The sequence below is a fragment of the Mycobacterium sp. HUMS_12744610 genome (assembly GCF_041206865.1).
GTDB lineage: Bacteria > Actinomycetota > Actinomycetes > Mycobacteriales > Mycobacteriaceae > Mycobacterium > Mycobacterium servetii.
In genome coordinates this window covers 848883-872610 of the sequence record NZ_JBGEDP010000001.1, presented here as the reverse complement: position 1 = coordinate 872610, position 23728 = coordinate 848883, and the positions used below count along the sequence as shown (strand labels likewise).

At 61.6% G+C, this 23728-nt stretch carries 19 protein-coding genes and 4 pseudogenes; 12 read left to right on the top strand and 11 right to left on the bottom strand.

The annotated features are described in order from the left end of the window. Nucleotides 1–24: 24 nt before the first annotated feature. Entirely contained in the window at nt 25–1122 is a 1098-nt protein-coding gene (locus AB8998_RS04405; RefSeq protein ID WP_007172287.1) for a zinc-dependent alcohol dehydrogenase, read from the bottom strand. Then, complete coding sequence (locus AB8998_RS04400) at nt 1119–2612, bottom strand: acetyl-CoA acetyltransferase (protein ID WP_007172286.1); 1494 nt, start codon at nt 2610–2612, stop codon at nt 1119–1121. Before AB8998_RS04400 ends, AB8998_RS04405 begins: the two co-directional genes overlap by 4 nt. A 120-nt stretch (nt 2613–2732) precedes the next feature. Between AB8998_RS04400 and AB8998_RS04395 the strand changes: the two genes are divergently transcribed. The 4 genes from AB8998_RS04395 to AB8998_RS04380 all read left to right on the top strand — a co-directional run bounded on the left by AB8998_RS04395 (nt 2733) and on the right by AB8998_RS04380 (nt 6459). Continuing rightward, entirely contained in the window at nt 2733–3380 is a 648-nt protein-coding gene (locus tag AB8998_RS04395; protein WP_046182710.1) for a TetR/AcrR family transcriptional regulator, read from the top strand. Nucleotides 3381–3428: 48 nt separating this feature from the next. Further along, entirely contained in the window at nt 3429–3869 is a 441-nt protein-coding gene (locus AB8998_RS04390; protein ID WP_007172283.1) for a PaaI family thioesterase, read from the top strand. Between the two features lie 52 nt (nt 3870–3921). Continuing rightward, nucleotides 3922–4818, top strand: a complete 897-nt coding sequence (locus tag AB8998_RS04385) for an alpha/beta fold hydrolase (RefSeq protein WP_033721570.1) — start codon at nt 3922–3924, stop codon at nt 4816–4818. Nucleotides 4819–4950: 132 nt separating this feature from the next. Then, nucleotides 4951–6459, top strand: a complete 1509-nt coding sequence (locus AB8998_RS04380) for a carboxylesterase/lipase family protein (protein WP_033721569.1) — start codon at nt 4951–4953, stop codon at nt 6457–6459. 351 nt (nt 6460–6810) lie between these two features. Here the strand turns inward: AB8998_RS04380 and istB are convergent, their stop codons facing one another. Together istB and istA are read right to left on the bottom strand one after the other, a co-directional pair. Continuing rightward, nucleotides 6811–7620 (bottom strand): IS21-like element helper ATPase IstB, encoded by an 810-nt coding sequence (gene istB / locus AB8998_RS04375; protein WP_007172566.1) that lies wholly within the window; start codon nt 7618–7620, stop codon nt 6811–6813. Continuing rightward, nucleotides 7617–9125 (bottom strand): IS21 family transposase, encoded by a 1509-nt coding sequence (istA, locus tag AB8998_RS04370; RefSeq protein WP_079669096.1) that lies wholly within the window; start codon nt 9123–9125, stop codon nt 7617–7619. The genes istB and istA overlap by 4 nt, the downstream gene beginning before the upstream one ends. Nucleotides 9126–9373: 248 nt before the next feature. Between istA and AB8998_RS04365 the strand changes: the two genes are divergently transcribed. The 4 genes from AB8998_RS04365 (at nt 9374) to AB8998_RS04350 (ending at nt 11999) form a co-directional block, all read left to right on the top strand. After that, the gene (locus AB8998_RS04365; protein ID WP_007172279.1) at nt 9374–10558 is read left to right on the top strand and encodes a ferritin-like domain-containing protein; all 1185 of its coding nucleotides are present in this window, start codon (nt 9374–9376) and stop codon (nt 10556–10558) included. After that, the gene (locus AB8998_RS04360; RefSeq protein WP_007172278.1) at nt 10546–10998 is read left to right on the top strand and encodes a hypothetical protein; all 453 of its coding nucleotides are present in this window, start codon (nt 10546–10548) and stop codon (nt 10996–10998) included. The genes AB8998_RS04365 and AB8998_RS04360 overlap by 13 nt, the downstream gene beginning before the upstream one ends. A gap of 26 nt (nt 10999–11024) precedes the next feature. Beyond that, nucleotides 11025–11312 carry an NADH-quinone oxidoreductase subunit I gene (locus AB8998_RS04355; RefSeq protein WP_007172277.1) on the top strand — a complete coding sequence of 96 codons (288 nt, stop codon included), beginning with the start codon at nt 11025–11027 and terminating at the stop codon, nt 11310–11312. A 279-nt stretch (nt 11313–11591) separates the two neighbouring features. Then, on the top strand, nt 11592–11999 hold the full coding sequence (locus AB8998_RS04350; protein ID WP_007172276.1) for an SCP2 sterol-binding domain-containing protein: 408 nt from the start codon (nt 11592–11594) through the stop codon (nt 11997–11999). Between the two features lie 327 nt (nt 12000–12326). On the opposite strand, the pseudogene AB8998_RS04345 reads toward AB8998_RS04350, so the two are convergent. Further along, nucleotides 12327–12596: pseudogene (locus AB8998_RS04345) on the bottom strand (SDR family NAD(P)-dependent oxidoreductase); the annotation flags it as partial. 118 nt (nt 12597–12714) lie between these two features. On the opposite strand from AB8998_RS04345, the gene AB8998_RS04340 reads away from it, so the two are divergent. Next, nucleotides 12715–14115 (top strand): IS1380 family transposase, encoded by a 1401-nt coding sequence (locus AB8998_RS04340; RefSeq protein ID WP_369736302.1) that lies wholly within the window; start codon nt 12715–12717, stop codon nt 14113–14115. A 173-nt stretch (nt 14116–14288) separates the two neighbouring features. Here AB8998_RS04340 and AB8998_RS04335 read toward each other — a convergent pair. From AB8998_RS04335 to AB8998_RS04320, 4 genes and pseudogenes are all read right to left on the bottom strand, one after another. After that, nucleotides 14289–14981 (bottom strand): annotated as a pseudogene (locus tag AB8998_RS04335) (SDR family NAD(P)-dependent oxidoreductase); the annotation flags it as partial. Continuing rightward, nucleotides 14978–16606 (bottom strand): flavin-containing monooxygenase, encoded by a 1629-nt coding sequence (locus AB8998_RS04330; RefSeq protein WP_007172274.1) that lies wholly within the window; start codon nt 16604–16606, stop codon nt 14978–14980. The gene AB8998_RS04330 and the pseudogene AB8998_RS04335, both read right to left, overlap by 4 nt. Further along, complete coding sequence (locus tag AB8998_RS04325) at nt 16578–17447, bottom strand: metal-dependent hydrolase (protein ID WP_007172273.1); 870 nt, start codon at nt 17445–17447, stop codon at nt 16578–16580. The genes AB8998_RS04330 and AB8998_RS04325 overlap by 29 nt, the downstream gene beginning before the upstream one ends. A gap of 69 nt (nt 17448–17516) precedes the next feature. Beyond that, nucleotides 17517–18407, bottom strand: coding sequence for a metal-dependent hydrolase (locus AB8998_RS04320; protein WP_170826031.1), 891 nt, complete (start codon nt 18405–18407; stop codon nt 17517–17519). A gap of 545 nt (nt 18408–18952) precedes the next feature. Here AB8998_RS04320 and AB8998_RS04315 point away from each other — a divergent pair. Further along, on the top strand, nt 18953–19816 hold the full coding sequence (locus tag AB8998_RS04315; protein WP_007172270.1) for an SDR family NAD(P)-dependent oxidoreductase: 864 nt from the start codon (nt 18953–18955) through the stop codon (nt 19814–19816). Between the two features lie 212 nt (nt 19817–20028). Here the strand turns inward: AB8998_RS04315 and AB8998_RS04310 are convergent, their stop codons facing one another. Then, nucleotides 20029–21045, bottom strand: a complete 1017-nt coding sequence (locus AB8998_RS04310) for an AurF N-oxygenase family protein (RefSeq protein WP_033721575.1) — start codon at nt 21043–21045, stop codon at nt 20029–20031. A 346-nt stretch (nt 21046–21391) separates the two neighbouring features. Next, nucleotides 21392–21595, bottom strand: a pseudogene (locus AB8998_RS04305) (IS3-like element ISMysp3 family transposase); the annotation flags it as partial. A gap of 877 nt (nt 21596–22472) precedes the next feature. Here AB8998_RS04305 and AB8998_RS04300 point away from each other — a divergent pair. Both AB8998_RS04300 and AB8998_RS04295 read left to right on the top strand, forming a co-directional pair. Beyond that, a pseudogene (locus tag AB8998_RS04300) lies at nt 22473–22687 on the top strand (SDR family NAD(P)-dependent oxidoreductase); the annotation flags it as partial. A 113-nt stretch (nt 22688–22800) separates the two neighbouring features. Continuing rightward, nucleotides 22801–23724: a ferritin family protein gene (locus tag AB8998_RS04295; protein WP_007172267.1), complete on the top strand. Its 924-nt coding sequence runs from the start codon at nt 22801–22803 to the stop codon at nt 23722–23724. The last annotated feature ends 4 nt before the right edge of the window (nt 23725–23728 follow it).

The window sequence follows — 23728 nt, the reverse complement described above, 5'->3', positions numbered from 1 at the left end:
TTTCAGTTGGGCACTGCTGGCACGTCAGGCCATCGGTACGAAGACGTTGTGCAAGGCCGGAATCGTGCCCGGCTCGCCATCGGCTAAGACGTCGAGTAATCGTGGTAGGCCCGCGAAACCGGCGACGTCCCGGGATAGTTCATCGAAGGGCCAACGCCCAGAGACGAGCAATTCGATCGCGCTCTGATAGGCGGGGTAATCGACCCCCAGCGAGCCGAGGACGCGTAGTTCTTTGAAAACGAGGAGGTCTGGCTCGAAGCCTGGTGCTCCGCCGCCGCCGCGGGTGCCGGCGATCACCACGCGTCCGCCTGGTCGAGCAAGTGCGACGGCGTCAGCGAATGCACCTGGCGCTTTGGCGGTGACGTCGACGACGACGTCTGCGAGTTGACCGGTCGCTCGTTGCAGGGCCTTGACCGGGTCTTCACGGGTCACGTCAATGGTCAGGTCCACGCCGAACTTGGACGCTGCGGCTAACCGTGGTCGATCGCGTGGTCCGAGTCCGGTCATAGCGACGAATGCCGCTCCGGATTCCTTCGCTGCTACGGCCGAGCAGATGCCGCGGATGCCTGGCCCCAGGACTGCGACGACGTCGCCTGACGCGGTCTCCGGCAGCGTGGCAGCCCATTTGATTCCCGCGCCCAGCGGGTTGAACAACGTAGCGACAATCGGGTCGAGTCTGTCTGGAATCGACAACAGCATGGAATCGAAGGGCAGATGCAGGTGCGTTGCGTACCCTCCCCACAGGCCGGGATCGATGTTTACGTCGACGAAGCCGAACATCGTGGCCAGTCCGTTGCGCGAGCACCTGCGATACTCACCTCGGCGGCACGCGTCGCACTCCCGGCACGATCGAAAAACCTCGACCGCAACCCGATCACCTGCCGACACACCCCAACGCGCGCTTGCGGCGTCACCGACTGCCTCAACGACACCGACGATTTCATGTCCCGGGACGAAGGCGAAGCCCGCTGGTAGGTGACCGCTGTACTGCTCGTGATCGGTTCCGCAGAGCCCGCACGCCTCGATCCGAAGGACTCCGGAGTGGCCGTCGACGGGCGGTACCGCAAGAGTGCGCCGCTCGAGGGCGCGCGGCTTGGTCAGCACGAGCGCATCGGCCTTCATGGCAGTTCGAATTCGACGCGCTGATCAGCGGGCCGCACAGTTACCTGACGTCCGACCATCATCTCTTTTGACATTTCCTTCGCCACCTTCGCATCGTCGTTGCGAGCCGCGACGCGCCGGCCGTCGGGTAGACGCGCGAGAACAGGCACCCACGAAGGGCCAACGTCGCGGTCGTGTACCACCGTGTAGCCGTCGATCGTTGCCCTACCGGATGTGTCGGCGGCAGAAGCGACTGGAACCGCAGTCGCATCAATCGCGGCCTGCGCTTCCGCCATGTCCGGTGTCTGCCACCCAGTCGGCGGCGGCGTCGCCGACCATAGGCCCAACGAGTGCTTCGTGATGTACCAACCTAATCCGGAAACCAGTCCTAGGGCGTCCGGTTCGCTTCGGCAGCGTCGAACCATCTCCACAATCGAGTGGCTGACATAGTTGTTACCCGGTCCTCCGTGGTAGGGCAATCCACCGGTCACCGTGAACCCGCGTGGATCCGCTGGATCGAGATCGAGCGCCTCGATCGCAACTTCGACCGCGGAAGGGAAGCAGGAGTACAAATCGAACCATCCGATGTCATCGGCGGAAAGGTCGCAGGCAGCTAGGAGCGCCCGTCCGACAGCGCGAATTCCCGCGGACCGACTGAGATCGGGCCGCTGAACCGGAAAGTACACGTCGTTGCAAGTGGCCGCGCACCATGGGAAAACCCATCGGTCACGAGGAACACCGATTTCGTCGGCGACTTCGGCAGCCATCATGACGAAGGCGGCTGCCATATCGACGGTGATAATGCTGTTGAGCATCTTGGGATATGGCTCGCACACCATCCGGTTAGTTGGCGAGACCGAGCTGAGCTCACTGGCAGTGCGCGCGCGCGGAAACCATGCCTGGCCGGGATGCCTCGATGCTTCGAGCGTGAAGGGGGCCATCAGGTTTCCCAGCCAGCGACGCTGCTCATCGAAGGTCCGGCCCGATCGAGCCGCAATCGCCGATTCGAAGACCGGGTACACCTGGTGCGGCCAACGCAGTCCAGCACACATCTCGGCCGCGCTCAGACCGGGGCGAGTATCGCCAAGTGACTCATCCCGGCCCTCAACGGGTTTCGGGTCTCGTCGCACCTGACCCGATCCAACCCTACGAGCTGACGCGCCGCTCTCCGCTCCGACGACTAACACCGCGTCGCTGACACCGCGCGCGATGCGGGCGCCGAGCACCTCAACGAGGTACTGAGGCGTATTACCGCCAACCGGACAACTGATGCGCCGTATTGGCGCCAGCCCAGCCGCTTCGGCAATCCTCGTCGCAGGATTGTCACGCGGAATCATCAAGATTCCGGGCGTCGCCACCATATCGATTCGATGCCCGATAGCAGCGCCCGAGTCCTGCAATGCTCGACGCACGGCCTCGGAAGCCAAATCGATGGGGTCAACGACACCGTCGTCGCGGTGCGTGATCTCACCAACTGCGACGACGACCGGAGTGCGGCGTGGAATCGGCAACGGTCAGGCCGCGGTCATCGTCGACGCCTTTGCGACATATCTGCGATATTGTCACATAAGGTGCTATACGACAACTGCTTCGATCGTCAGCCCACGAACGGCACGGGACGGCATACTTGAATGGTGACGAAAAAATCGTTGCGATGGGGCACGGCGACCGCCGCGAGCCGCGACATCGCCCGAGACCATCTGCTCGATGCCGCCGCAACGTCCCTCGAGAACAAGGGGCTACCGGGCACCACGATGGAGGACATCGCCAGGCAGGCCGGGGTGTCCCGCGCCACGGTGTATCGCTACTTTCCGAGTCGTGAATCCGTCATTTCCGGTGTTATCTTGCGGTCAGCCGAACGCTACCTCCGCCGCATTAGTGCGCGGATCGCAGCGCATGCCGATTTAGGCTCGGCGATACTGGATTTCGTCGAGGTTACACTCCGTGCGGCCCACCGTGAACCCATAATCGGATTGCTATTCGGCAGTGACGACGAACTCGCCGGCGTAGGGCTGGCCAAGGGTACGTCGGTGGCTTTGTTCGAACTCGTCGCCGAGTTCCTTCGCCCTGTCTTCGCCGCGCACTGGGATCAACTTGAGCGTGGGGTGTCGGTCGACGATGCATCCGAGTGGATACTGCGGGCTATCCTCAGCCTACTCACGGTCGAAGGCCCAAGGCAGCGCAGCCCGGAGGGCCTCGATGCTTTTCTACGAAGATTCCTGCTTCCTCCTCTGCTCACCACCACCCGGTCTTGCGCTGATGCAACAAGTACGGAGTAATGTCTCGTTAGTGGCAGCAGTATCGGTGAACGACGAGGGGCTCTAGACATGAAGTTCGAGCAGTTCAGCCAAGAGATTGCCGACGAGTTGCAGAATGCGGCGGCAACCGCGGGTGGGCTGTCCAGCTACTTGGGATTTCGGCACACCGAATTCGCCGCGGGACGTCTGGTTGTGGAGATGGATGCTCGGGACGACCTGATGACGCCGTTCGGCAACCTGCACGGCGGATGCTTGTCGGCGATGGTAGACCACTGTCTGGGCGTGGTGTTCTATCCGGTTATCCCAGCGGGATCATGGGTGGCCACAACGGAATTCAAGCTAAATCTGCTGCAGCCCGTGTCGAGCGGAGTGTGCGTTGCGGTCACCGAGATCATCGCGCTGGGCAAGCGTAGCGGTGTCGCCAGAATCGATGTCTCCAACGCGGGGCGCGCGGTATGCGCGGCGCAGGGAACCGTGACGGTGGTTAGCCCGAGGGGGTATTCCGGTTGATGGCGAGACTGAGCACGAGTGCCGTCCGAATTGGCTATCGCGGCCTAATCAAATGACTGTTACCTGCGAGCGAATCCGCACCGAAGACGGCGTCACCCTCACGGCGGATTTCTACCGGCACGACACCGCCCGCGCCGTCGTACTTCTCCTGCATGGTGGTGGTCAAAATCGCCACGCTTGGACCACCACGGCGCGCCGGTTGCATGCGCGCGGTTACACCGTCGTCGCCTACGATGCCCGAGGCCACGGCGATAGCGGGTGGGACCCGACTGGGCGATACGAACTCGCAGGACTCACATCCGATCTGCTGGCTGTGCGCGAACATGCGAGTGACGACCGCCCGCCGGTGGTCGTTGGTGCGTCGTTGGGTGGCATGACCATTTTGGGAACCCATCTGCTGGCACCAGCCGATTTGTGGTCAGCAGTCGTTCTTGTCGACATCACCCCGCGAATGGAGTTCCACGGTGCACGCCGCGTCGTGTCATTTATGGCCGCCCATCCCGACGGATTCGGCACGCTCGACGACGCGGCCGACGTCATCGCCCAATACAATCCGCACCGCGCTCGTCCCGAAAGCCTGGACGGACTGCGAAAAGTGTTGCGCCAACGCGACGATGGCAGGTGGATTTGGCGATGGGATCCGGCTTTCATCACCTCTAATTTTCAGTTCCTGCAAGGTGACCCCGCCACTGGTGCCGAACAGTTCGACGCGATCAGCGAACTGCTTGTTGAGGGGGCCCGTCGCGTGCAGGCACCAACGCTTCTGGTGCGCGGCGTCCTCTCGGATGTGACATCGCAGCAGTCGGTCGATGAATTCCTCCAGGTTGTCCCGCACGCCGAAGCGGTGGACGTTTCCGGCACAGGTCACATGGTGGCCGGCGACGACAACGACGCCTTCACTGCAGCAGTCGCCGGATTTCTCGACCGCACGATAGCCAATTCGGCCTGAGAACCTCTGAGCTGTGTGGCGCAGCCCAAAGCTGGCCATAGTTAAGGGCAGCCGACAGCTACCAAAACCAAGATATGCGTGACATCCATCCACTTAAGCAGGATGTGAATGGCCATTAGCTACAGTCGAGCGATGCACCTTCGTACCGTCTGCACCACAGTAACTTCCGGCTTGGTCGAGGGTTTCTCCCGAGACGGCGTGACCAGGTGGCGATCCATCCCCTACGCCGAGCCGCCCGTCGGGGCGTTGCGCCTAAGAGCCCCCCGGCCAATCGAGCCGTGGGAGGGAGTCTTGCCGTGTCACCGTTTCAGGTACTGTGCACCACAGCCGCGCAAATACACTTTTGTTGGCCTCGGCAAATATCAGCCGATGAGCGAAGACTGCCTGACGCTGAACGTCGTCGCGCCCGACACCAGATACGAGCGGCCGTTACCTGTGATGGTGTTCATCCATGGCGGCGCATACTTCCTCGGCAGCTCCGCGACACCGGTATATGACGGGGCATCGTTGGCTCGCAAGGGGTGCGTGTTCGTGTCAGTTAATTACCGGCTGGGCGCGCTTGGAGCAGTTGACCTCTCGTCTCTGTCTACCGACGCCTTCCGCATCGACGACAATCTTTATCTGCGTGATCTGGTTATGGCGCTCCGTTGGGTGCGTGACAACATCGCAAGCTTCGGCGGCAATCCCGACGCTGTGACGATATTCGGCGAGAGCGCAGGGGCACACGCAGTGGCGACGCTGTTGGCTGTTCCAGCTGCTAAAGGGCTGTTCGCTCAAGCCATTTCTGAGAGCCCCGCGGGAGGTTTGGCTAGTTCCCGTGAACAATCTGAAGAATACGCCGCAAGGTTTGCGGCGATTCTCGGAGCTCGGAGGCGAGACGCTGCCGCGGTCTTGCTGACCGCGCCGCCGACCGACCTCGTAGCGACTTTGGATCATCTGATCATGCAGGAAAGCCGCAACGCGCCGGGCGTATATCCGGTCGGTCCCACATATGGAACCGACTACCTGCCGCTGGATCCAATGGATTCGTTGCGCTTGGGAAAAGCACACCGAGTGCCTCTCGTCGTGGGTAACAATGCGGAAGAAGCCAAGCTGTTCACCCGCTTCCTGAAACTACTGCCAACGAACGAACCCAAGATCGAGCTGCTGCTATCGACTGTGGAATCTGCTGACCGTGAGCGGATTACGGCGGCGTACCCCTCTTATCCGAAAGCCGCTGCTTGTATTGAATTGGGAGGCGACTTCACGTTCGCATCGGTCGTATGGCAGATCGCCGACGCGCACAGCGCACACGCTCCGGTATACGTGTACCGCTATGACTACGCTCCGCGCACGTTGCGATGGTCCGGGCTGGGGGCCACTCATGCTACCGAATTGCTCGCAGTTTTCGACGTCTACAGAACGCGGTTGGGTCGGCTGCTCAGCGCGGCAGGCGACAAATATACGGCGCTGCGCATTACCGAGGATGTCCAGTCGCGGTGGTGCGCCTTCGCCCGCACAGGCGTGCCTGGCGCGGGTTGGCCCAGCCACGTCAGTGCCGACCATGCGGTGATGATCTTCGACAGGACATCGCGGGTCGAGTGTGACCCGCTTGCGGTTCGGCGCCAGGCGTGGGAGGGATTTACCTTCCGCCGCCCCTGACCGCATTCTGTGTGCATCTCGTTCCCGACATGCCGCGAACTGCCGCGGGCGAGGTATTCAAAGACAGAGCTTCGCCCGTAATTCGGCGGGGAGCGGCGTTCAGCCCTACGTTGAACCGCTGTTCGTCGCGTCAGCTGCTGATTACCACCACCACCTGGGAATGGAACCAGACGCCCAGGTAGTTGCGCGCGGAGCGCTTGAGCTTCAGCCTATCGGCTCGCGCTACGGCGGCGGGCCAAAAGTTTCGATAGTGGGATGGCCCACTCGGGTCAGAGTTGACCCTGCTGTCAATGGCCAAGTAGAAGTACCCGCTGGTGGCCGGATAAAAGTACCCACCCCGTGCAGTGATTCTTAGATTGGTTGGGGGTTCTCCTTCCGGTGTTGGGCGTCCTTCATTCGGTAGGACTGGCCGTCGGTGATGACGACGGTGGCGTGATGCAGGAGCCGGTCCAAGATGCTGACGGCGGTGGTCTGCTCGGGCAGGAATCGACCCCACTCTTGGAAGGGCCAGTGCGAGCCGATGGCCAGGGAGCGGCGTTCGTAGGCGCCGGCGACGAGGCGGAACAGCAGCTGGGTGCCGGTGTCGTCGAGTGGGGCGAAGCCCAGTTCGTCGAGGATGATCAGATCGACACGGAGCAGGGATTCGATGATCTTGCCGACGGTGTTGTCGGCCAAGCCGCGGTAGAGGGTTTCGACGAGGTCGGCGGCGGTGAAGTACCGGACCTTGTGCCCAGCATGAATCGCAGCGACCCCCAGTCCGATCAGGGTGTGGGACTTGCCGGTCCCAGCCGGTCCGATGATCGCCAGATTCTGTTGTGTGCGAACCCATTCCAGGCTCGACAGGTAGTCGAACACCTTGGGCTGAATCGACGATGCGGCCACGTCGAAGGACTCCAAGGTCTTGGTGACCGGGAACCCGGCAGCCTTGAGCCGGTTGACGACGTTGGAGGCATCCCGTGCCGCCAGTTCGGTCTCGACGAGGGTCCGTAGCACTTCTTCGGGGGTCCAGCGCTGGGTCTTGGCGGTGATTAGGACTTCGGGGGCGGTGCGCCGGATCGCGGCGAGCTTGAGCCGCCGCAGCCCGGCGTCGAGATCAGCGGCGAATTGCGGAGTGGACAGTGGTGCAACGGGTTTGGTTGCCTTGGCTGGCGTGCCGTTCATGACGTGGCACCACCGTCTGCGGCCGGGTTGACCGTGTAGGCAGCCAGGGATCGGGTCGGGGCGACTGGGAGGTCCAGGATCAACGCATCCCCGGCGGGGCGGGGCTGCGGCGTTCCGGCGCCGGCGGCCAGGATGGACCGCACGTCGATCGCGCGGAACCTCCGGAACGCGACCGCCCGGCGAAGCGCGCCGACCAAGGCGTCGGTGCCGTGGGCGGCGCCCAACGCCAGTAGGACTTCCAGTTCGGAGCCCAGCCGAGTGTTGCCGATCGCGGCGGCCCCGACCAGGAATGCTTGAGCATCCTCGCCGAGTGTGCAGAACTGTTGCTCAGCATGAGTTTTGGGTCGTGGTCCGCGGCTAGGTTCCGGGCGGGGACCGTCGTAGTGATCGTCGAGGACTGATGCGCTGCCTGGGGCACCCAGTTCGTGCTCAGCCACGATCACCCCAGTCGCGGGCTCCACGATGCACAGCGCGCCGTGATCGACGACGACGGCCACGCTGGTCCCGATCAGTCGGGTGGGCACCGAGTAGCGGGCCGAGGCATACCGGACACACGACAGCCGGTCGACCTTGCGGATCACCGACGGTGCCCCGATTCGAAGTTGCAGCGACGGCAACGGTTGCAGGAGTTCCCGTTCGATCAGCAGTTGCTCATCGGGGACCGCACAGATCTCCGAATGCACCGCGGCATTGACCTCCAGACACCACGCCCTGGCCGCAACGTTGGCAGCACGCAGATCAACCGGCACCCCGGCGATGGCGGCGTCGGTGAGCAGCGGGACGGCGAGGTCGCGTTGGGCGTAGCCGCACAAGTTCTCCACGATGCCCTTCGATTTAGGGTCGGATGCATGGCAGAAGTCCGGCGCGAAACCGTAATGACCTGCCAGCCGGACGTATTCGGCGGTAGGGATCACCACGTTGGCGACCACGCCGCCCTTCAGACAGGCCATCCGGTCGGCCAGCACCCGGGCCGGGACACCACCTATCCCGGCCATCGCTTCGGCGATCAACGCCAACGTCGTGGACGCCTTCTGGTCGGTGGCGAACGCGACGAAGCGCCACCGGGAGAACGCCAGCACTGCGCAGAACAGGAACAACCCGGGTGCGGCTTGGGCCCAGTCGATCACCAGATACTCACCCGGTGACCACACCGCCGGGCGACGTCCCCGGTGATGTTCGTTGCGCCACAACACCTTCGCCTCAGCAACGAGGCGACGGAAGTTGCGTGCCGACCCGTCGTAACCGGCGGCCTTCGCGATCGGCAACATCCGCTTCGCCGACATCCGACCCGCCGACTTCTCGACACGCTCGGCGACCAGATCGGCCACCGCATCGTAATTGTGGGCCCGCTCGACCCGCGGCGGTGCGCTCTCACCGGCTTCGAATTTCTCGACGACTTTCTTGACGGTCCTATGGGTGGTGCCGCACAGCTGCGCGGCGCCGCGGTATGACCCGACTTGTTGATAAGCAGAAATGATGTCCATGCGGTCCCTCGCAGACTTCAATGGAACTCCCCGGTGGTGACGATGAGTGGTTGGCACCTTCACCGTCACCACCGGGGCCCGCAGTTCCTGATCGACACGACGAACACGGGGTGGGTACTTTTATCCGGCCACCAGCGGATACCTCCACTTGGCCACCAGTGGGTACTTTTTCATGGCCACGGACACCTGCCGGACCTTACACGCGATGTGAGCGGCGCCATACGCTGGCGCTACGAATGGATTAGGTCACTAATGTGAAGGATCACCACATGACCGAGATGCTGACCCAGATGCAGGCGCTTCCCAGTGAAACTCCGCTCGAAGACGAGGCGTTGGCGGCTTACGAGAAGAAGTTTCGGGAGGACAACACGATTTGGGCTGAGTTGTTGCAGGAGAACCTCGACCGGCTCGGGCGCGGCTCGTTTTCGCTGCACTGGATGAACACCGACAAGGCCAATTGGGGTGTTCGCGCGCGCCCGAGTTCGCGGGGGTTGACCTATACCGACATCAACCGCCCGCCAGCCTACGGCACGCTGCCCGAGCACACGACGTGGCGCAACTTCGCCCCGCGCGGCTCTGTGCGTGAGCCCTATGTTGACCAGATGCCGACCATCGACGCTTATGACATCCTCGACAAGAAGGAGGCCTGGGCGGACAACGTCATGACGCTGTATGAGGAGGCCAAGGCACGGCAGTGGAACTCCACCAGCGATATTCCGTGGAACGAGCTGGAGCCCGCCAGTGAGGATCTGGAGAAGGCGGCGTGCCAGCTGGCTACCTCTTTGACGGAGGTTGAGTTCGTCGCCGGTGACTTTCCGTCGCGGTGGGTGTATCGCACCTCACCGGATTTCTACGAGGTTAAGAACTTCCTCGTGACGCAGATGATGGACGAGGCCCGCCACATGGAGGTGTTCCGAAAGCGTGCCCTCGCCGGCGGGGGAGGCTTGTTGCACGCCAGCCCGGCCCTGGAGTGGGCACTGAAGGCGATCCTCGAGTCGCCGAGCCACACCCAGGGCACGTTCCTGCTGAACGTGCTGGGCGAAGGGCTTGTCCTTACGATTTTCCGGGCCGGGGAGTACCTGTCCAAGACGCATGTCGACAAGGAGATCTTCCGGCGCTGCATGCAGGACGAGGCCCGTCACGTGTCGTACGGGACCCTGGAATTGAAGAACTTCCTCGACAGCTCGACTGATCGGGAAAAGGCGCTTTCGGATATGCATCGCTTCGCCGATCTTGGCGAGCAGATCATCCTCACCGCACTGAGCAGTCCCGGGCTGTTGGAACCGCTGGCCGTTCTTATGGGCGGTGGAGTGGACAAGATCGACGAAGGTATGGAGGGTGTGTCGTTCCTGTGGGGGACGATTATTGAGGAGTACCTGCAGCGCTGTGAGCGGGCCGGGTTTGACCGTCGCGAGAAGGTGACGATCCCCTTGGAGATGCCGTGGACGGCGTAAGTACGAGCGCAGATCTTCCTACCGTTGAGTGGTTCACCAGGCTGGCGGAGGTCAGTAAGGCTGACCTCGCCGAGTTCCGTAAACTCGGCGAGGTCGACTGCCGGTTTGCCGTCAACATCTTCGATGGCGGCCCAGATGGGTCTGCGTTGATTGTCCAGCTCACGTTCGACGGCTTCGAGGTGAGCGAGATCAAAGAGATCAGCGACACAGGGTTGGAGTCGATGGATTTCGTCATCGAAACCGACCGTGATTCGTGGCTGGACATGGTGGACAACATCCGCGCCGGAGACGGCCGACCGGACCTCGATCACACCCTCAACGCCTTGAGCATGGCGTCGACGCCGATACGGGTCTGGTCATCTGATCCTCTGGGCAAGGACATGTTTTTCCGCTACAACCAGAGTTTGCAGCATTTCATCAACAAGAGCGCTCGGCTGTGAGTCGCCGCTGAAGAAAAGGAAAGAGCATGAGCGGCACTCGGCGAGGCCATTTCTACATCGATGACACGTGCATCGGGTGCGGAGCGTGTGAGCACTCGTGCCCGGGACGGGTCGATGCCATATCCAAGAAGGCCGACGATTTCCTGGGCCGATTCGTCATCGACCTCGATGAATGCATCGACTGCGGGAAGTGCGTCCCGCTGTGCCCCGTCGATTGTATTCACGACGGGCGGGTCGAGGCGGCATTTGTCCCGGACAATGGCTACACGAAGATCGGAAAGCTATACGACTGGGCAGCGCGCAAAGATAGCTGATACATCAAAAGATCCAGGAGCTGAGGGATTGGCATCAGATTGGTGGCCGGGGCCACGTGTCGCGCGGCCGCTTGGCGCGGAGGTTGATTCTGACCTCTCTGCCAAAATTCGGACAGGCGATAGCTGTGGCTTCGACCCACAATGTCAGCTGCCGCATGAGCTCCCGCCGCGTCGCCGTCAGCTTTGCCGATCTATCACGACATCATCATCGTGGTTTTTCGGTCAGACCTCGCGGCGTCCCGACCATCACCACCCCATCAAATGACTAGGAGTTGTGTCATGGGCGTTTTCAAAGACGGCGTCGAGGCAACGAAGTACATTGCCGGGATCTTCGAGGAGGCGGTGGACGATGAGTCGATCGCCGATCAACTAGCGGCATCCGGTGTTGTGCTGCAGCTCAACTGCTCTGACCCGGATATCCAGGTTACGGTCGACATGCCTAATAAGAAGGTGTTCACCGGGAACTGTGACATCAAGCCTACCGTAGCGATGTTCATGACCTCTGACATGGCCAACCGGTTTTGGCAGGGCAACCTCAATCTCGCTGTCGCGCTGGCCAAAGGCCAGGTCCGCGCCAAGGGGCCGGTTCCAAAGATCCTGAAGCTTATTCCCGTCGCCAAGAAGCTTTTCCCGCGGTACGAGGAGCTGCTGCGGGCTGAGGGCCGTACTGACCTGCTGGTTGTTTGACGCGCGTCGACAAGTCGTCAAGCTGTATGGCGTACATCAAGCTCCTCGAGCGTAGATGTTCGAACGGGCCGGATAAGCGTCGGCCTGGTCGCTGCGACCGGCGTCTTGGTCCGCGCCGCACTTGAAGCCCTGCGCTACTAGGGTCCTGCGTCTGAAACCCGTTTACGGGTGTGGGGCAGGATTTCGTCGGGGTCATTTTCCATACCTGGGACTGTCTGAACAACGGTGGATCTGATCTTGGTCTGACACGCCGGGCGTGAGCTTGGCGGGAAGGACTGATGATGTCGGAAACACTCGACTTCGGAATGGCCATTGATCGTCAGCAGACTACTTTCCCGTGCTGACGACCGACGCCGCCGAATCGGCTCGACGGGGGACAAGTTTGTCCTGGTTCGTGGCGCGCTGGGTGCTCAACAGGCGAGTGCCCAGCCGCTGCAACGCCTCCACTGAGAATGGTTGTGTCATACGGCGGTTGACAGCGGGGGCAATGCGGAGCATGAAATAGCCCAGCCAGGCCTCGGTGCGCACCGGTACGACCGCGAGATCAAACCGTACAGCACGCACGGCGGCGCGAGCGACGAGGTCGGGACTCATCGGCCTGGATTTTTCATCGAATGTGGAGCTCAGGGGTGTCGTTAACGTGAAAGGTGCACTGCCGCAAGGATAATCGGAGTATTCGAGGCTCGGTTATCCAGGATGGGAGTGCACCTGTCAGATGCAGGCTACTACGGATTGGTCGAAGAATGTCCGAGTTGAGGTCCGTGGCGACGACGTGGTCGGGCACGCCGGTAACGTGATACCCCGGTTGCTGGCCGACAATCTGGGTTTGACCAGCGGTTTGTCGTCGGTGCTGTCGCGCCCAGAAGTCACCCACGACCGAGGCGCGGTGTTGCGCGATGTGGCGGTATCGATCGCCGGCGGCGCGCAGAACCTGGCCGGCACCGCGGTGCTGCGCGATCAGCACCGGTTGTTTCAGGCGGTGGCGTCGGTTCCGACGATGTGGCGGTCCCTGGGCGAGATCGACGAGCAGAGCATCACCGAGGTCACGGCCGTGCGCAACAAGGTCCGCTCTCGGGTGTGGGAGGCGATCGAGGCCCGCCACGGTGCGATCCCGGCTTCGCAGACCTGCTATGGGGACCTCGGGGACACGATCGTGATCCGCATCGACGCGTCGCTGATTCAGTCGCACAGCGATAAGCAGCACGCCGCAGGCAATTTCAAAGGCGGGTTTGGCTTCCACCCGCTGTTGGCGTGGTGTGACAACACCGGCGAACTGCTGGCGGTGATCGCCCGTGCAGGCAACGCCGGCTCGAACACCGCGGCCGATCATATCGCGATCATCGACGCCGCGATCGCGGCGATCCCGGCCAAGTGGCGCCGCAAGTTGCTGGTCACCATCGACGGCGCGGGTTCAAGCCACGCCGTCGTCGAACACCTGGAGAAACTCAATGCCCGGCCGGGGATGTCAGTGGGCTACTCGGTCGGATTCGACCTCGATGAGCGGGTCCGGGTCGCGATCGGCCAGATGCCCGATGCGGGATGGCAAGCCGCACTGGATGCCACCGGAGCGGCCCGTGACGACGCCCAGGTCGCCGAGTTGACCGGGCTGCTGCGCCACAGCACCGGAGGGGATCGGCTGGTCGGCTGGCCGGCCGGCATGCGCATCCTGGTGCGGCGCGAAGAAATCGAACACGGCACCCAGTTGTCATTGTTCGAGCAGCTGGCCGGCTACCGCTACCAGGTCCTCGCCACCTCGACTGCCGGTGGACAACCCCAGCGACTGGAAGCCCGCCACCGCGTCCACGCCCGGGTGGAGGGCTTCATCCGCACCGGCAAAGACACCGGCCTGGCCCGCTGGCCCTCACACTCGTTCGCCATCAACACCGCTTGGGTCACCGCCGTCGCGATCGCCATCGACCTGCTGTGCTGGATGCGACTGCTACTCCTGGACGGCCCACTGGCCAAAGCCGAACCCGCCACCCTGCGCTACCGGCTGCTGCACGCCGCGGCCCGGCTGATCAAACGATCCCGCTACCTGATCCTGCGGATCCCCCAAACCTGGCCCTGGGCACAAGAATTCGCCGACGCCCTCAACAGGGTCCGCGCCATACCCTGACCCACAGGCCCCTATGCCCTCTCGACCCCAAGAAAGGAGTAACCACCCCCGGGATAAAGGACCCGGCGTCACCGCACGACACGCGGCGCCGCCGCCTACCCCCAGCCTCAAAACCTCGACAAAGCTGCCGCCCCGCAGACCGCCACAGCAGAACCCGGGCCACCGTGAAATTCTGAGGTCGGTGAGATCGGAAACTTCTCGCCAAATTCCTGGAGCTTCTTGGTGAACTGTTTTCCTTGTTCGATCAGTTCGTGGTTGACGCCGACAACCACCGCGCGATCACCTATATTGGTATTGATCACACCCGGGCATATCGCGCTGACGCCGATGCCTTTCGGTCCGAGCTCGAGCCGCAGGCATTCGGTCAGCATCTTCACGCCCGCTTTGGAAACCGAGTACGGCGACATAACCGGGGTGGGCGTGAATGCCGCCGCCGAGGCGATATTGACGATATGGCCACCGCCGTGTTCAACCATCTGGGCGCCGAAGAAACGGCACCCATGAACGACGCCCATTAGGTTCACACCGAGTTGGCGTTCCCAATCCGACGGACGCAGCTCTAAGAACGGGCCGCCCACCAAGATTCCTGCGTTATTGACCAGCACATCGGCGTATCCGTAATCGGCTAACACGCTGCGAGCGAGCGCCTCCCAGGCATCGGGGTCGATAACATCCAATTGCGCCGCCGACGCGCTGCGGGCATGACCACGGATCATCGCCGTGGTCGCTTGTGCCGCATCCAGATCGATGTCGGACACCACGACATGGGCGCCGAGCTTGGCAAACCTGATCGCTGTCGCCCGGCCAATACCGCTTGCAGCCCCGGTGACCACCACCACGCGTGGACGCAACCGATTGACCTTCACGCGTTCTCCTTCCTCATGGCCCCGATCGCACCCGGAAGCTTAACGCCCGTACTGTAGCGGTAGACATCAAGGTTGTAATGTCGGTTCTGCCAATACATTTCGCCATGCGTCGACGGCCGAAACGGTGAATCGCCCTGGCTGTTGATATAGTAGGTATTCGAATCCGCGCAGGTCGGAGTGAACAGAAAGTTCTTTTCCTGGCGCTTCAAACACTTCCGGAAATACTCGTCGTGGACTTCCTGACGTATCTCGCAGACCGTCGCGCCGCAGCGCTTCGCCTCGGCTATAGCGCGGCTCAGATGAGCCGACGTCGCTTCGATCATCCACAGATATGATCCCAGCACGAAGCCATAAGGCCCAGTGATGGAGAACATGTTCGGAAATTTGGGAACAGACACGCCTTGATACGACTGGTATCTCTGCTCATACCAGAACCGCCCGAGATCGATGCCGTCGCGCCCGATGACGGGAAAGGGTGGCACTGCACCCGTATCCCACAGCTTGAACCCGGTCGCGCATATCAACACGTCGACCTCGTGCTCTACACCATCCACTGTCCGCACCCCCTTCCTGGTTATGCACTCGATCGCATCGGTGACCAGGCTGACATCTTCGCGGTTGAATGTGCGGAGGTAGTCGTTTGACATCGATGGGCGCTTGCAGCCCAAGCCATAGTGTGGGATCAGCTTCTCCCGAATTACTGGATCCTCGATTTGCCGACGCATCCAGCGGCGTGTAGCTAGCTCGAGCAGCTGGCGAGTCCCGTTCACTAGCCACCCTGGACCGACCCACATCCCCGCCATCCCGATCTCAGTTGCGACAGTGCCCACCGTGCGGATAGCCGAGCGGATTCGTTTACGGCCCAGGACCCATCGGCCGACGGACTTGATCTCCATATCCGGTTTGGGGAACACCCAGATCGGCGTTCGCTGGAAGACGGTCAGATGTTCGACCTCGTCAACGATGGCCGGGACAAGCTGGAGCGCCGTGGCGCCCGTGCCGATCACCGCGACGCGCTTACCGGCCAGCACCACGTCGTGATCCCATAGCGCGGTGTGCACGAGCGCACCCCCGTACTCGTCCAAACCTGGGATATCGGGCATCTTCGGGCGTTCCAGGCCGCCGACCGCCATTACGACATATCGGCTCGTGATCTCCTGGTTGCCGGCGGCGGTCAATCGCCATAGACTGTTGTGCTCATCAAACACCGCCGAGGCGACGGTGGTGTTCAACCGAAGCTTCTCACGCAGGCCGTATTGGTCCACGACGTCATCGGCGTAATCCCGAAGCTCGTCACCCGGAGCGAAGATCCGCGACCAATCACCGCGCTGCTCGTAGGAAAAGCTGTAGACAAACGACGGAATATCCACCGCCACACCCGGATATGTGTTCGCATGCCAGGTGCCGCCCACCCGATCCCACTTGTCGACGATGACAAAGTCGTGAATACCTCTCCGTTGCAAGGCGATACCGGCGCCGATACCGCCGAACCCAGCGCCCACAATGACGACGTCATGGTCAGGAGTGACACGCTCGGCAGCAGGTAACTGTTCAATCTCGACTTTTGTACTCAATTCGGGCTCGCCGGACTTGCTGCTACTTTTGGTAACCCACAAGGGTGCCATGGGTCCCGAACAGTTCCTGCTGCCACTTGTTCAGCAGCGCACGGGTGTCGACATCGTCGGGATGAAAGCCGGGTTTCATGTAGATGCGCAGGTCGGCCATCAAACCCTTGAGCAGCGGGCCTCGAAACACAGCACGCGCTTGACGCGTCACTTTGATCGGATGCCACCCTTTAGGGTCCGTCGCGATGGACAGCAACACGCCGATCGTTATCACCGGGATGGCCAGAACGTATAAAACCCCCATCACACCGATGCGAAGCCACTCCGGCCCGCGGACCGACCGGTAAACGTCGAAGGCAACCGATTTGTGCTCCAGCTCTTCCACCGCGTGCCAGTTGAGCAGGTTTCGCACCTCGGGATCACCAGGGATCTTCTGTAACTCCTCGCCTAGCATTCGCTCAGCCAGCGTGGCAGTGAAGTGTTCAGCCGCTGCAGTGACCGCCAGGGGTACCCGCGCGGGCAGCAGGTTTTCGATCCGCACCAACAGCCGCTGCCGCCGACTATTGGCATCGAACATGAAAAAACTGACCAGGGGATAGCCCCTGTCCACCAATTGCTCGTTGAGCCGGCGGTGTTCCTGCCCATGCACCGACTCCTGACCAATGAATCCGGCCACCCGCTTCTTTAACTCCGGATCGGTCACCCGATCGGCGAAGCGCCGGACCGACCTGATAAATAATTCCTCGCCGGGCGGAAATATGCCCGACAGCAACGCCACAAGGTGGCTAAGCACGATGTCGCCCTCAACGAAGTGACGCTGCATCGGCTGCGGATCACCGAATGAGAACCGAATCCGGCGAGTTTTCGGATACGCCTTTTTTGCTGGTCTTTCCGGTGCCATTCCTGTGTTCGCAACTGCTGCGTGACTAGCTACCATGACACTCTCCTTTGTTTTGAGTGTGGTGGTCGGTCACTTCAGGTAGCCGACCAGGGCCCCCTCGGTGCCGAAGAGTTCCTCCTGCCATTGCTCCAGCAACGCGTTGGTGTCGATGTCGTCGGGATGAAATCCCGGTCGCAGGTATTGCCTGAGCTCTGGGATCACGCCACGAAGAATGGGGCCGCGGTAGAGCCGATAGGTCTCACGCACCAGTCGCACTGGCTGACGGCGCGCTTCGGGATCCCGCGCCACCGAACAAGCCAGTACGGCGGTTATGAGGAGGAGCAGAAGGGGGATCATTACCGCCATCACACGTCGACGCACCCGCTCGGTACCCCGCACCGAGCGGAATACATCAAAGGCAACCGACTTGTGCTCAAGTTCCTCCAGCGCATGCCAGTTCAGCAGGTTCCACACCTCCGCATCACCCGGGATCGCCTGGATCTCCTCATCGCCGAGCAGCCGCTCAGCAAGTACGGCGGTGAAGTGTTCTGCGGCTGCTGTCACCGCCAGCGGAATCCGGGCCGGCAGCACCTCCTCGATGCGTTTCACCCAATCAACAAACTTTTCGGAATCCCACCACCCAATCGGATACCCCATGTCAACGAGCTTGTCATTGAGCGCCCGATGCTGCTGGCCATGCACCGATTCCTGACCGATAAACCCGGCCACCCGCTTCTTCAACCCAGGGTCGGCGATCTCATCGGCAAACCGGCGCACCGACCGAATGAACAACTCCTCCCCCGGCGGGAACGACCCCGACAAGTTCGCCAGAAAGTGGCTGAAGATGATGTCGTCGTTAACGAAATACTTGCTGCCCTGGGCAAACGGGAAACGTATCCGCCGGGTCGTCGGATACCGAGACCCCTCACTCACCGCATTTGCAGTGGTCGCTGCCTCTTGCACTATGTGGTCGCTCGTCATAACAAGATACCCCTTCCTCGAACACCCGGTTTCCGATACCGACAGTACTAGGTGTTTAGTGAGACGTTACTGCGGATCGACAGGGCGCGCAAGACTCCGCAATGACGTGTAGAAGCGCTGCGTTTGAGAGCCGCATCACACCGCCGCGTACGCTGTCACCTCCGCGACTCCTGCCTTTAAACTGTTTTGACAATCGGCCCAAACCGCAGTACATAGTACTAGTCGTTACGTATACTGTTTGTTCGGAAAATTGCTTACTCGGAAGCAGGGAGCGTTCAAGCTGGATACCGGCATCGAGGCTCTCAGCAACCACTCGTACGGCGCGTAACAGGGAGGCTCGCGTTTCATGTTCCGGGATACCTAGCGGTTCTAGCTGCTCTACGGGCGCCTGTGGCGACGGTGAACATCCCGGACGGGATTGGCACCCAGCGCCATGCCGTGTAGTGCAGTGGACTCTGGTTGTTACAGAAGAGGATGGGGGCGGTGTCAACGATCTGCGGAACCGGCCGTCGGCCAGTCCAAATACATTCGGAGGCGATCAGTTTATGAAGGACTTCACCAATAAAGTGGCAGTAATCACCGGCGCTGGCTCAGGTATCGGCCGTAACCTGGCGTTGAGCTTGGCTGAACAGGGGGCGCAGCTGGCGCTGTCGGACATCGATACGAGCGCGCTGGCCGATACCGCTGGTCGATGCGAGAAGGTCGGAGCTAAGGCGGTGCCGTTCGAGCTCGATGTAGCCCAACGGCCGGCAGTTTACGAACACGCAAAGAATGTCGTCAGTGAATTCGGCAGAGTGAACCTTGTTTTCAACAACGCGGGTGTGGCACTCTCGGCCGACGTGGCCGACATGGATTGGGACGACTTCGAGTGGCTGATGGGCATCAACTTTTGGGGGGTGGCCCATGGCACCAAGGCATTCATGCCGCACCTGATCGCGTCCGGCGATGGCCACATCGTCAATGTGTCATCGGTTTTCGGGTTCGTCGGGATTCCGTCACAAAGCGCCTACAATGCCGCCAAATTCGCCGTCCGCGGCTTCACCGAGGCCCTACGCCAAGAACTCCGGGCCGCCAGGCATCCGGTAGGTGTGACCTGCGTTCACCCGGGCGGGGTGAAGACCAACATCGCCGGTCACGCCCGAGGGCTGCCCGACGGCTCGGACCCCGAAACGCTTAGCCGCCTTTTCCATAGGATCGCGTTCACCAGCCCCGAATCAGCCTCGAGGGCGATACTGCGTGGGGTCAAGAAGAATAAGCCGCGGGTGCTGATCGGTCCTGACGCAAGAGTTTTCGATGCCATTCCCCGAATCCTCGGCCCTCGCTACGAGGACATCATGGCGTCGTTCTATCGCACCGGGCGCTACGGTGCGGGGCGTCGACTCGCCGAACGCCTCGGCCTGCCCAGGTAGTAAGAGCCAACCCTGACGACTGGCGAAATGATTTGCTGGTGGAGCCACAACGTTGGCATACCTGCATCCTCGTTACCAAGGTCAGGAGCCTCCGGGATTTGCAGGACGATTCATCTGGAACGACAATCCTCGACCCTACGTCTGGATCAGAACCGCCGACCAAATCCTGGCAGCATCAGCTAACTACTGCTCCAAATTAGTGACTCACAACGCTAGGCGACCGCGACCAGGTGCTGGCGCTGCGGCTCGCAGCGATAACGCGACGGCTTGCCGTTGATCTTGCAGATCCGCCACACCATTCGCGCGATCGGGTTCATCAGCCCGGTGTCGTAGCACAGCATCCGCACGTCACCGAACATGTCACGCAGCGCCTTGCGCGACTCCAGGGACCCGAAGAACACCTGCTTGCGGACCTCGCGCGGGATGTCGAATTCCTGCCAGAAGGCCTTCGGCGGGACCACGATCGCCGAGCATGCCACCCGCATAATCACCGGCACGTATAACGACAGCCAAAACCGCTTACGCCGCGGTAAGTGCGGCACACGCTTACGCAGATACTCGTGAGCAAACGAGATGTGCCGAGCCTCTTCGGCCACGTGGATGGACATCACCCGCTCCATGATCGGGTGCAGTTCCTTGCCCTCACGTAACACGTTCTTCTGAGTGTGGTCGATGGGTTCCTCACCGGCGAGGATGCCGAACCAGAACGGGATCGGCAGAGGGCTAGCGACCAGCGGGATCAGCGGCGAAAGCCACTTCAGCTGCCGCCGCATCCCAGGCACGTCGGCGCCGATGTGGTTCACCATCTCCTGAAACATCATGGTGTGGTTGCACTCTTCGACCGCCTCGTGCAGGCAGTACCGGTACTCCGGGGACCCGTTCGGCACCCAGAACGCGTACCCCATCAGGCCGCGGATGAGGACCGACTCGAAGTGCAGCCCCACCTTGGCCACATTGGCCTGACGCCACATGCCGATCCTGATTTGGCGTTCCTCCGACTGCGCCTGATACCACGGGTGCCGGCCCAGCGGGTCAGTCGCCGGCAACTTCCAGCGGGGGTCGTTGTCGACTACCGCGTACTCAGGTGCGGTCCAGTCGATGTCGATGTATGGGTTGAAATTGCGTCGCACTGAGCCCTCAGACAGGACGCGCAGCACGTCGGCATACTCGGCGTCGTCCAGCACGTCCATGTTGCGGCGCCAACGCCGCACCAACCTCGTCCGAGCGATCTTCTGGGCCATCGCCAGCCTCCTACCGAAAGTTCACATCAGAAAAGCTACTGATACGGTACCGCTGGTATCGCCAACTTTTCAAAAGCCTGTCCATTTAAGGGCTTGTACCCGCCGCAACAGGTTCGGGCCGTCGCGCAGCCACGCCACCACGAGCCTATTGAAAGTCATTTTCATTACGATATCGCCCGCTCCTAGCTCGCTTGGCAGGGGCGCGGGCACCGATGTCGCCGGAGCCGAGGTTGGGGGCATCAGCGATCAGTAATTTGTACACTATCCCGCTCGTCGCGTCCTCGAGGCACGCTCCAGCCGCTGTGTTCAAGCAGTGCGGCCGAAGTGAACCATCCTATGCACCCTCGGGGTTCTGTGAGCCGGCCGGTTGGTCGGTCACGTGTTGGGAATAGTACTGGGCTTCGGCTTCGGCGCGTGGGACTCGTCCGAGGCGGTGCATGAGCCGCTGCTGGTTGTACCAGGCGACATAGTCGGCGGTGACGTGTGCGACGTCGGACAGGGTGTTCAGCGGGCCGCGGCGAAACGGGGAATCCGCGCGCCATCATCTCCTCACTGCACACTCACACCTGTTCATCTCAAGGTGCGGCCGCCCGCGGATAACGCATGGGGACAACGATTCTGATCCTCGTGCTCAACTAGCGGCAACAGTGAAGGGCCCAACAGCGGCATCCGACGCCCGGCTCGATGCACGGCCTCGTAGGACCACAGTTGTTAGACGGCGTCGACAGGCGACCACTGCATAATTTTCATCTCCTGAGGGCGAGCGCCAGGTCAGAATGGCTCGTCCGCTGAACTACCACTTGGGCCTCCCACAACTGTGGCTCTACCGACCAGGACCAACTTTCTGACGGCAACCCACGTTCACATGTGAGCGGAGGCCCCAGCCCCCCATACCCGTCTAACCCGCCCAGCATAAGGCGGCAGTCGTCTGCCGCCAGCATGCCCTACAATTCCCAGCAAAGGTCAGCACCGCAAGGACTTCGGCCCATTCTTTGGCGGCTGCGGCCGTCTTTTCGTGACGACCTTCGGGCGCAGCGTGTCCTTGAGTGCGTTACGCACGTGATTGCGACGCCAGCCGGTGATGGCGCACAACTGGTCGAGATTCCGGCCATTGCCGGCCCTGTCCGTCCCCACGTAGCGGTTACGATCGCCTCAGCACCACCTTGCGTTGACTCACCTTCAGTACCACCAGCTGGGCCTATCCAGCGCGTTATCCTTGGCTGATCAGGTGCGCCGCACGCGCGCATTCTTAGCTGACGCGACGAGCGGGTCTACCCACGCATTTGCTGAGTCCAGGCGGCGTCTTGACAAGGCGCCCGGAGCGGCACAAAACTGGTGTCATGCGCCCACACTTAGGGCCAGTGCCACCAGTTTGTGGTTGCGGATCCTGCTGGCTCCCGCGCGTGCGGTCGCCGATGAGGCTGGTGCCATTCGGCGGCTCAGATGTGCTCACTCATGGTGCTGTCGCTGTAGTCACGAGAGCTGGCAGCGGCATTGGCCGCGGCTTTGGCGTTGAGCTTGCTCGTCGGGGTGCGCGGGTGTCTGCGCCGATATCGATCCGGGACGGGCTAAGGAGACCGTTGGACTTGTCGTCCAAGCTGGTGGTCAAGGTTCGGACATTACCTGTGATGGCAGGCCGAGAGAATGGCGCCCAGGAGCTATACCGGTGGGCTTGGTGTCATCGAGTGGGTCGCGCGGTAAATAGCCACCGGGCGATTTGAAGAACCAGATCGGAGTAGGGAAATGGCGTTCGAATACAGCGATATGCTGCAAACGATTAAAGACCGACAGTGGGCGCTTGCCGACATCGATTGGGAAGCCCCAGGCGCGGAGTTGATTACCGACGAGCAACGGCCCCACCTCAAACAATTCATGTCAGATGTGGTGTGGATCGAGCATGTCGGAGCGCGTGCTTTCGAGGCGATGGCGCCTAAGGCGCCGTTCGAGGCGTTAAGAGAGATCTACCACTACTTCCACGCCGAGGAGCAGCGGCACGCTAATGCCGAACTTGCCCTCATGCATCGCTGGGGAATGCTCGAGCCAGGAGAGACACCTGTGCCGAATAAGAATATTCGGCTGGGGATCGAGTGGATCGACCACTATAGCGATGCGCTCCCGTTGACGGTGATGAGCTCTGCGATCCCGGCGTTGGAATGCGCCCTCGACGGCGCGTTGCTGAAGTTCCTTCTAGACGAGGTGGCAGACCCGTTGTGCGGCGAGGTCTTCAGTAAGGTCAATAGTGACGAATCTCGCCATCTTGCAGTGGGTTTCCAAGTTCTCAATGACCTCGGCGCCAGCCCGGTGCGGGTGCACGTGATCGAGACGGTGGGGTCCATTATTGATCCGAGAATTCTCCTCGGCTCCCTAATGTATATACCGCTGCTCACCAGGATGATGGCTAACCTCACTGCGTGGGGCCTCTCGGAGGAGAAGCTATACAACGCGGTCACACGCTACTCGAATATCGGCGATCGAAGCGAGTTCACCCGCCGAATTCCCGCTTATCACATCCTTCGGACGCACATGTCTGCGACTATCAACCGCGCTCAACCTTTCCATTTCTTTTCCCAGGGGCTAGGTACCCTTGTCGACCATTTCCCCGTCCAGGTGTTCGGCAAACTGCCCTCCTGGGCTGGGGACATGACATACGAACCGGTTTCCAAGTGACCGA

What these genes read in the sequence shown, in the direction of transcription:
- AB8998_RS04405 (WP_007172287.1), bottom strand. Translation starts at nt 1,122, where the DNA reads ATGAAGGCCGATGCGCTCGTGCTGACCAAGCCGCGCGCCCTCGAGCGG.
- AB8998_RS04395 (WP_046182710.1), top strand. Translation starts at nt 2,733, where the DNA reads ATGGTGACGAAAAAATCGTTGCGATGGGGCACGGCGACCGCCGCGAGC.
- AB8998_RS04390 (WP_007172283.1), top strand. Translation starts at nt 3,429, where the DNA reads ATGAAGTTCGAGCAGTTCAGCCAAGAGATTGCCGACGAGTTGCAGAAT.
- AB8998_RS04385 (WP_033721570.1), top strand. Translation starts at nt 3,922, where the DNA reads ATGACTGTTACCTGCGAGCGAATCCGCACCGAAGACGGCGTCACCCTC.
- AB8998_RS04380 (WP_033721569.1), top strand. Translation starts at nt 4,951, where the DNA reads ATGCACCTTCGTACCGTCTGCACCACAGTAACTTCCGGCTTGGTCGAG.
- istB (WP_007172566.1), bottom strand. Translation starts at nt 7,620, where the DNA reads ATGAACGGCACGCCAGCCAAGGCAACCAAACCCGTTGCACCACTGTCC.
- AB8998_RS04365 (WP_007172279.1), top strand. Translation starts at nt 9,374, where the DNA reads ATGACCGAGATGCTGACCCAGATGCAGGCGCTTCCCAGTGAAACTCCG.
- AB8998_RS04355 (WP_007172277.1), top strand. Translation starts at nt 11,025, where the DNA reads ATGAGCGGCACTCGGCGAGGCCATTTCTACATCGATGACACGTGCATC.
- AB8998_RS04350 (WP_007172276.1), top strand. Translation starts at nt 11,592, where the DNA reads ATGGGCGTTTTCAAAGACGGCGTCGAGGCAACGAAGTACATTGCCGGG.
- AB8998_RS04340 (WP_369736302.1), top strand. Translation starts at nt 12,715, where the DNA reads ATGCAGGCTACTACGGATTGGTCGAAGAATGTCCGAGTTGAGGTCCGT.
- AB8998_RS04330 (WP_007172274.1), bottom strand. Translation starts at nt 16,606, where the DNA reads ATGGCACCCTTGTGGGTTACCAAAAGTAGCAGCAAGTCCGGCGAGCCC.
- AB8998_RS04325 (WP_007172273.1), bottom strand. Translation starts at nt 17,447, where the DNA reads ATGGCACCGGAAAGACCAGCAAAAAAGGCGTATCCGAAAACTCGCCGG.
- AB8998_RS04320 (WP_170826031.1), bottom strand. Translation starts at nt 18,407, where the DNA reads ATGACGAGCGACCACATAGTGCAAGAGGCAGCGACCACTGCAAATGCG.
- AB8998_RS04315 (WP_007172270.1), top strand. Translation starts at nt 18,953, where the DNA reads ATGAAGGACTTCACCAATAAAGTGGCAGTAATCACCGGCGCTGGCTCA.
- AB8998_RS04295 (WP_007172267.1), top strand. Translation starts at nt 22,801, where the DNA reads ATGGCGTTCGAATACAGCGATATGCTGCAAACGATTAAAGACCGACAG.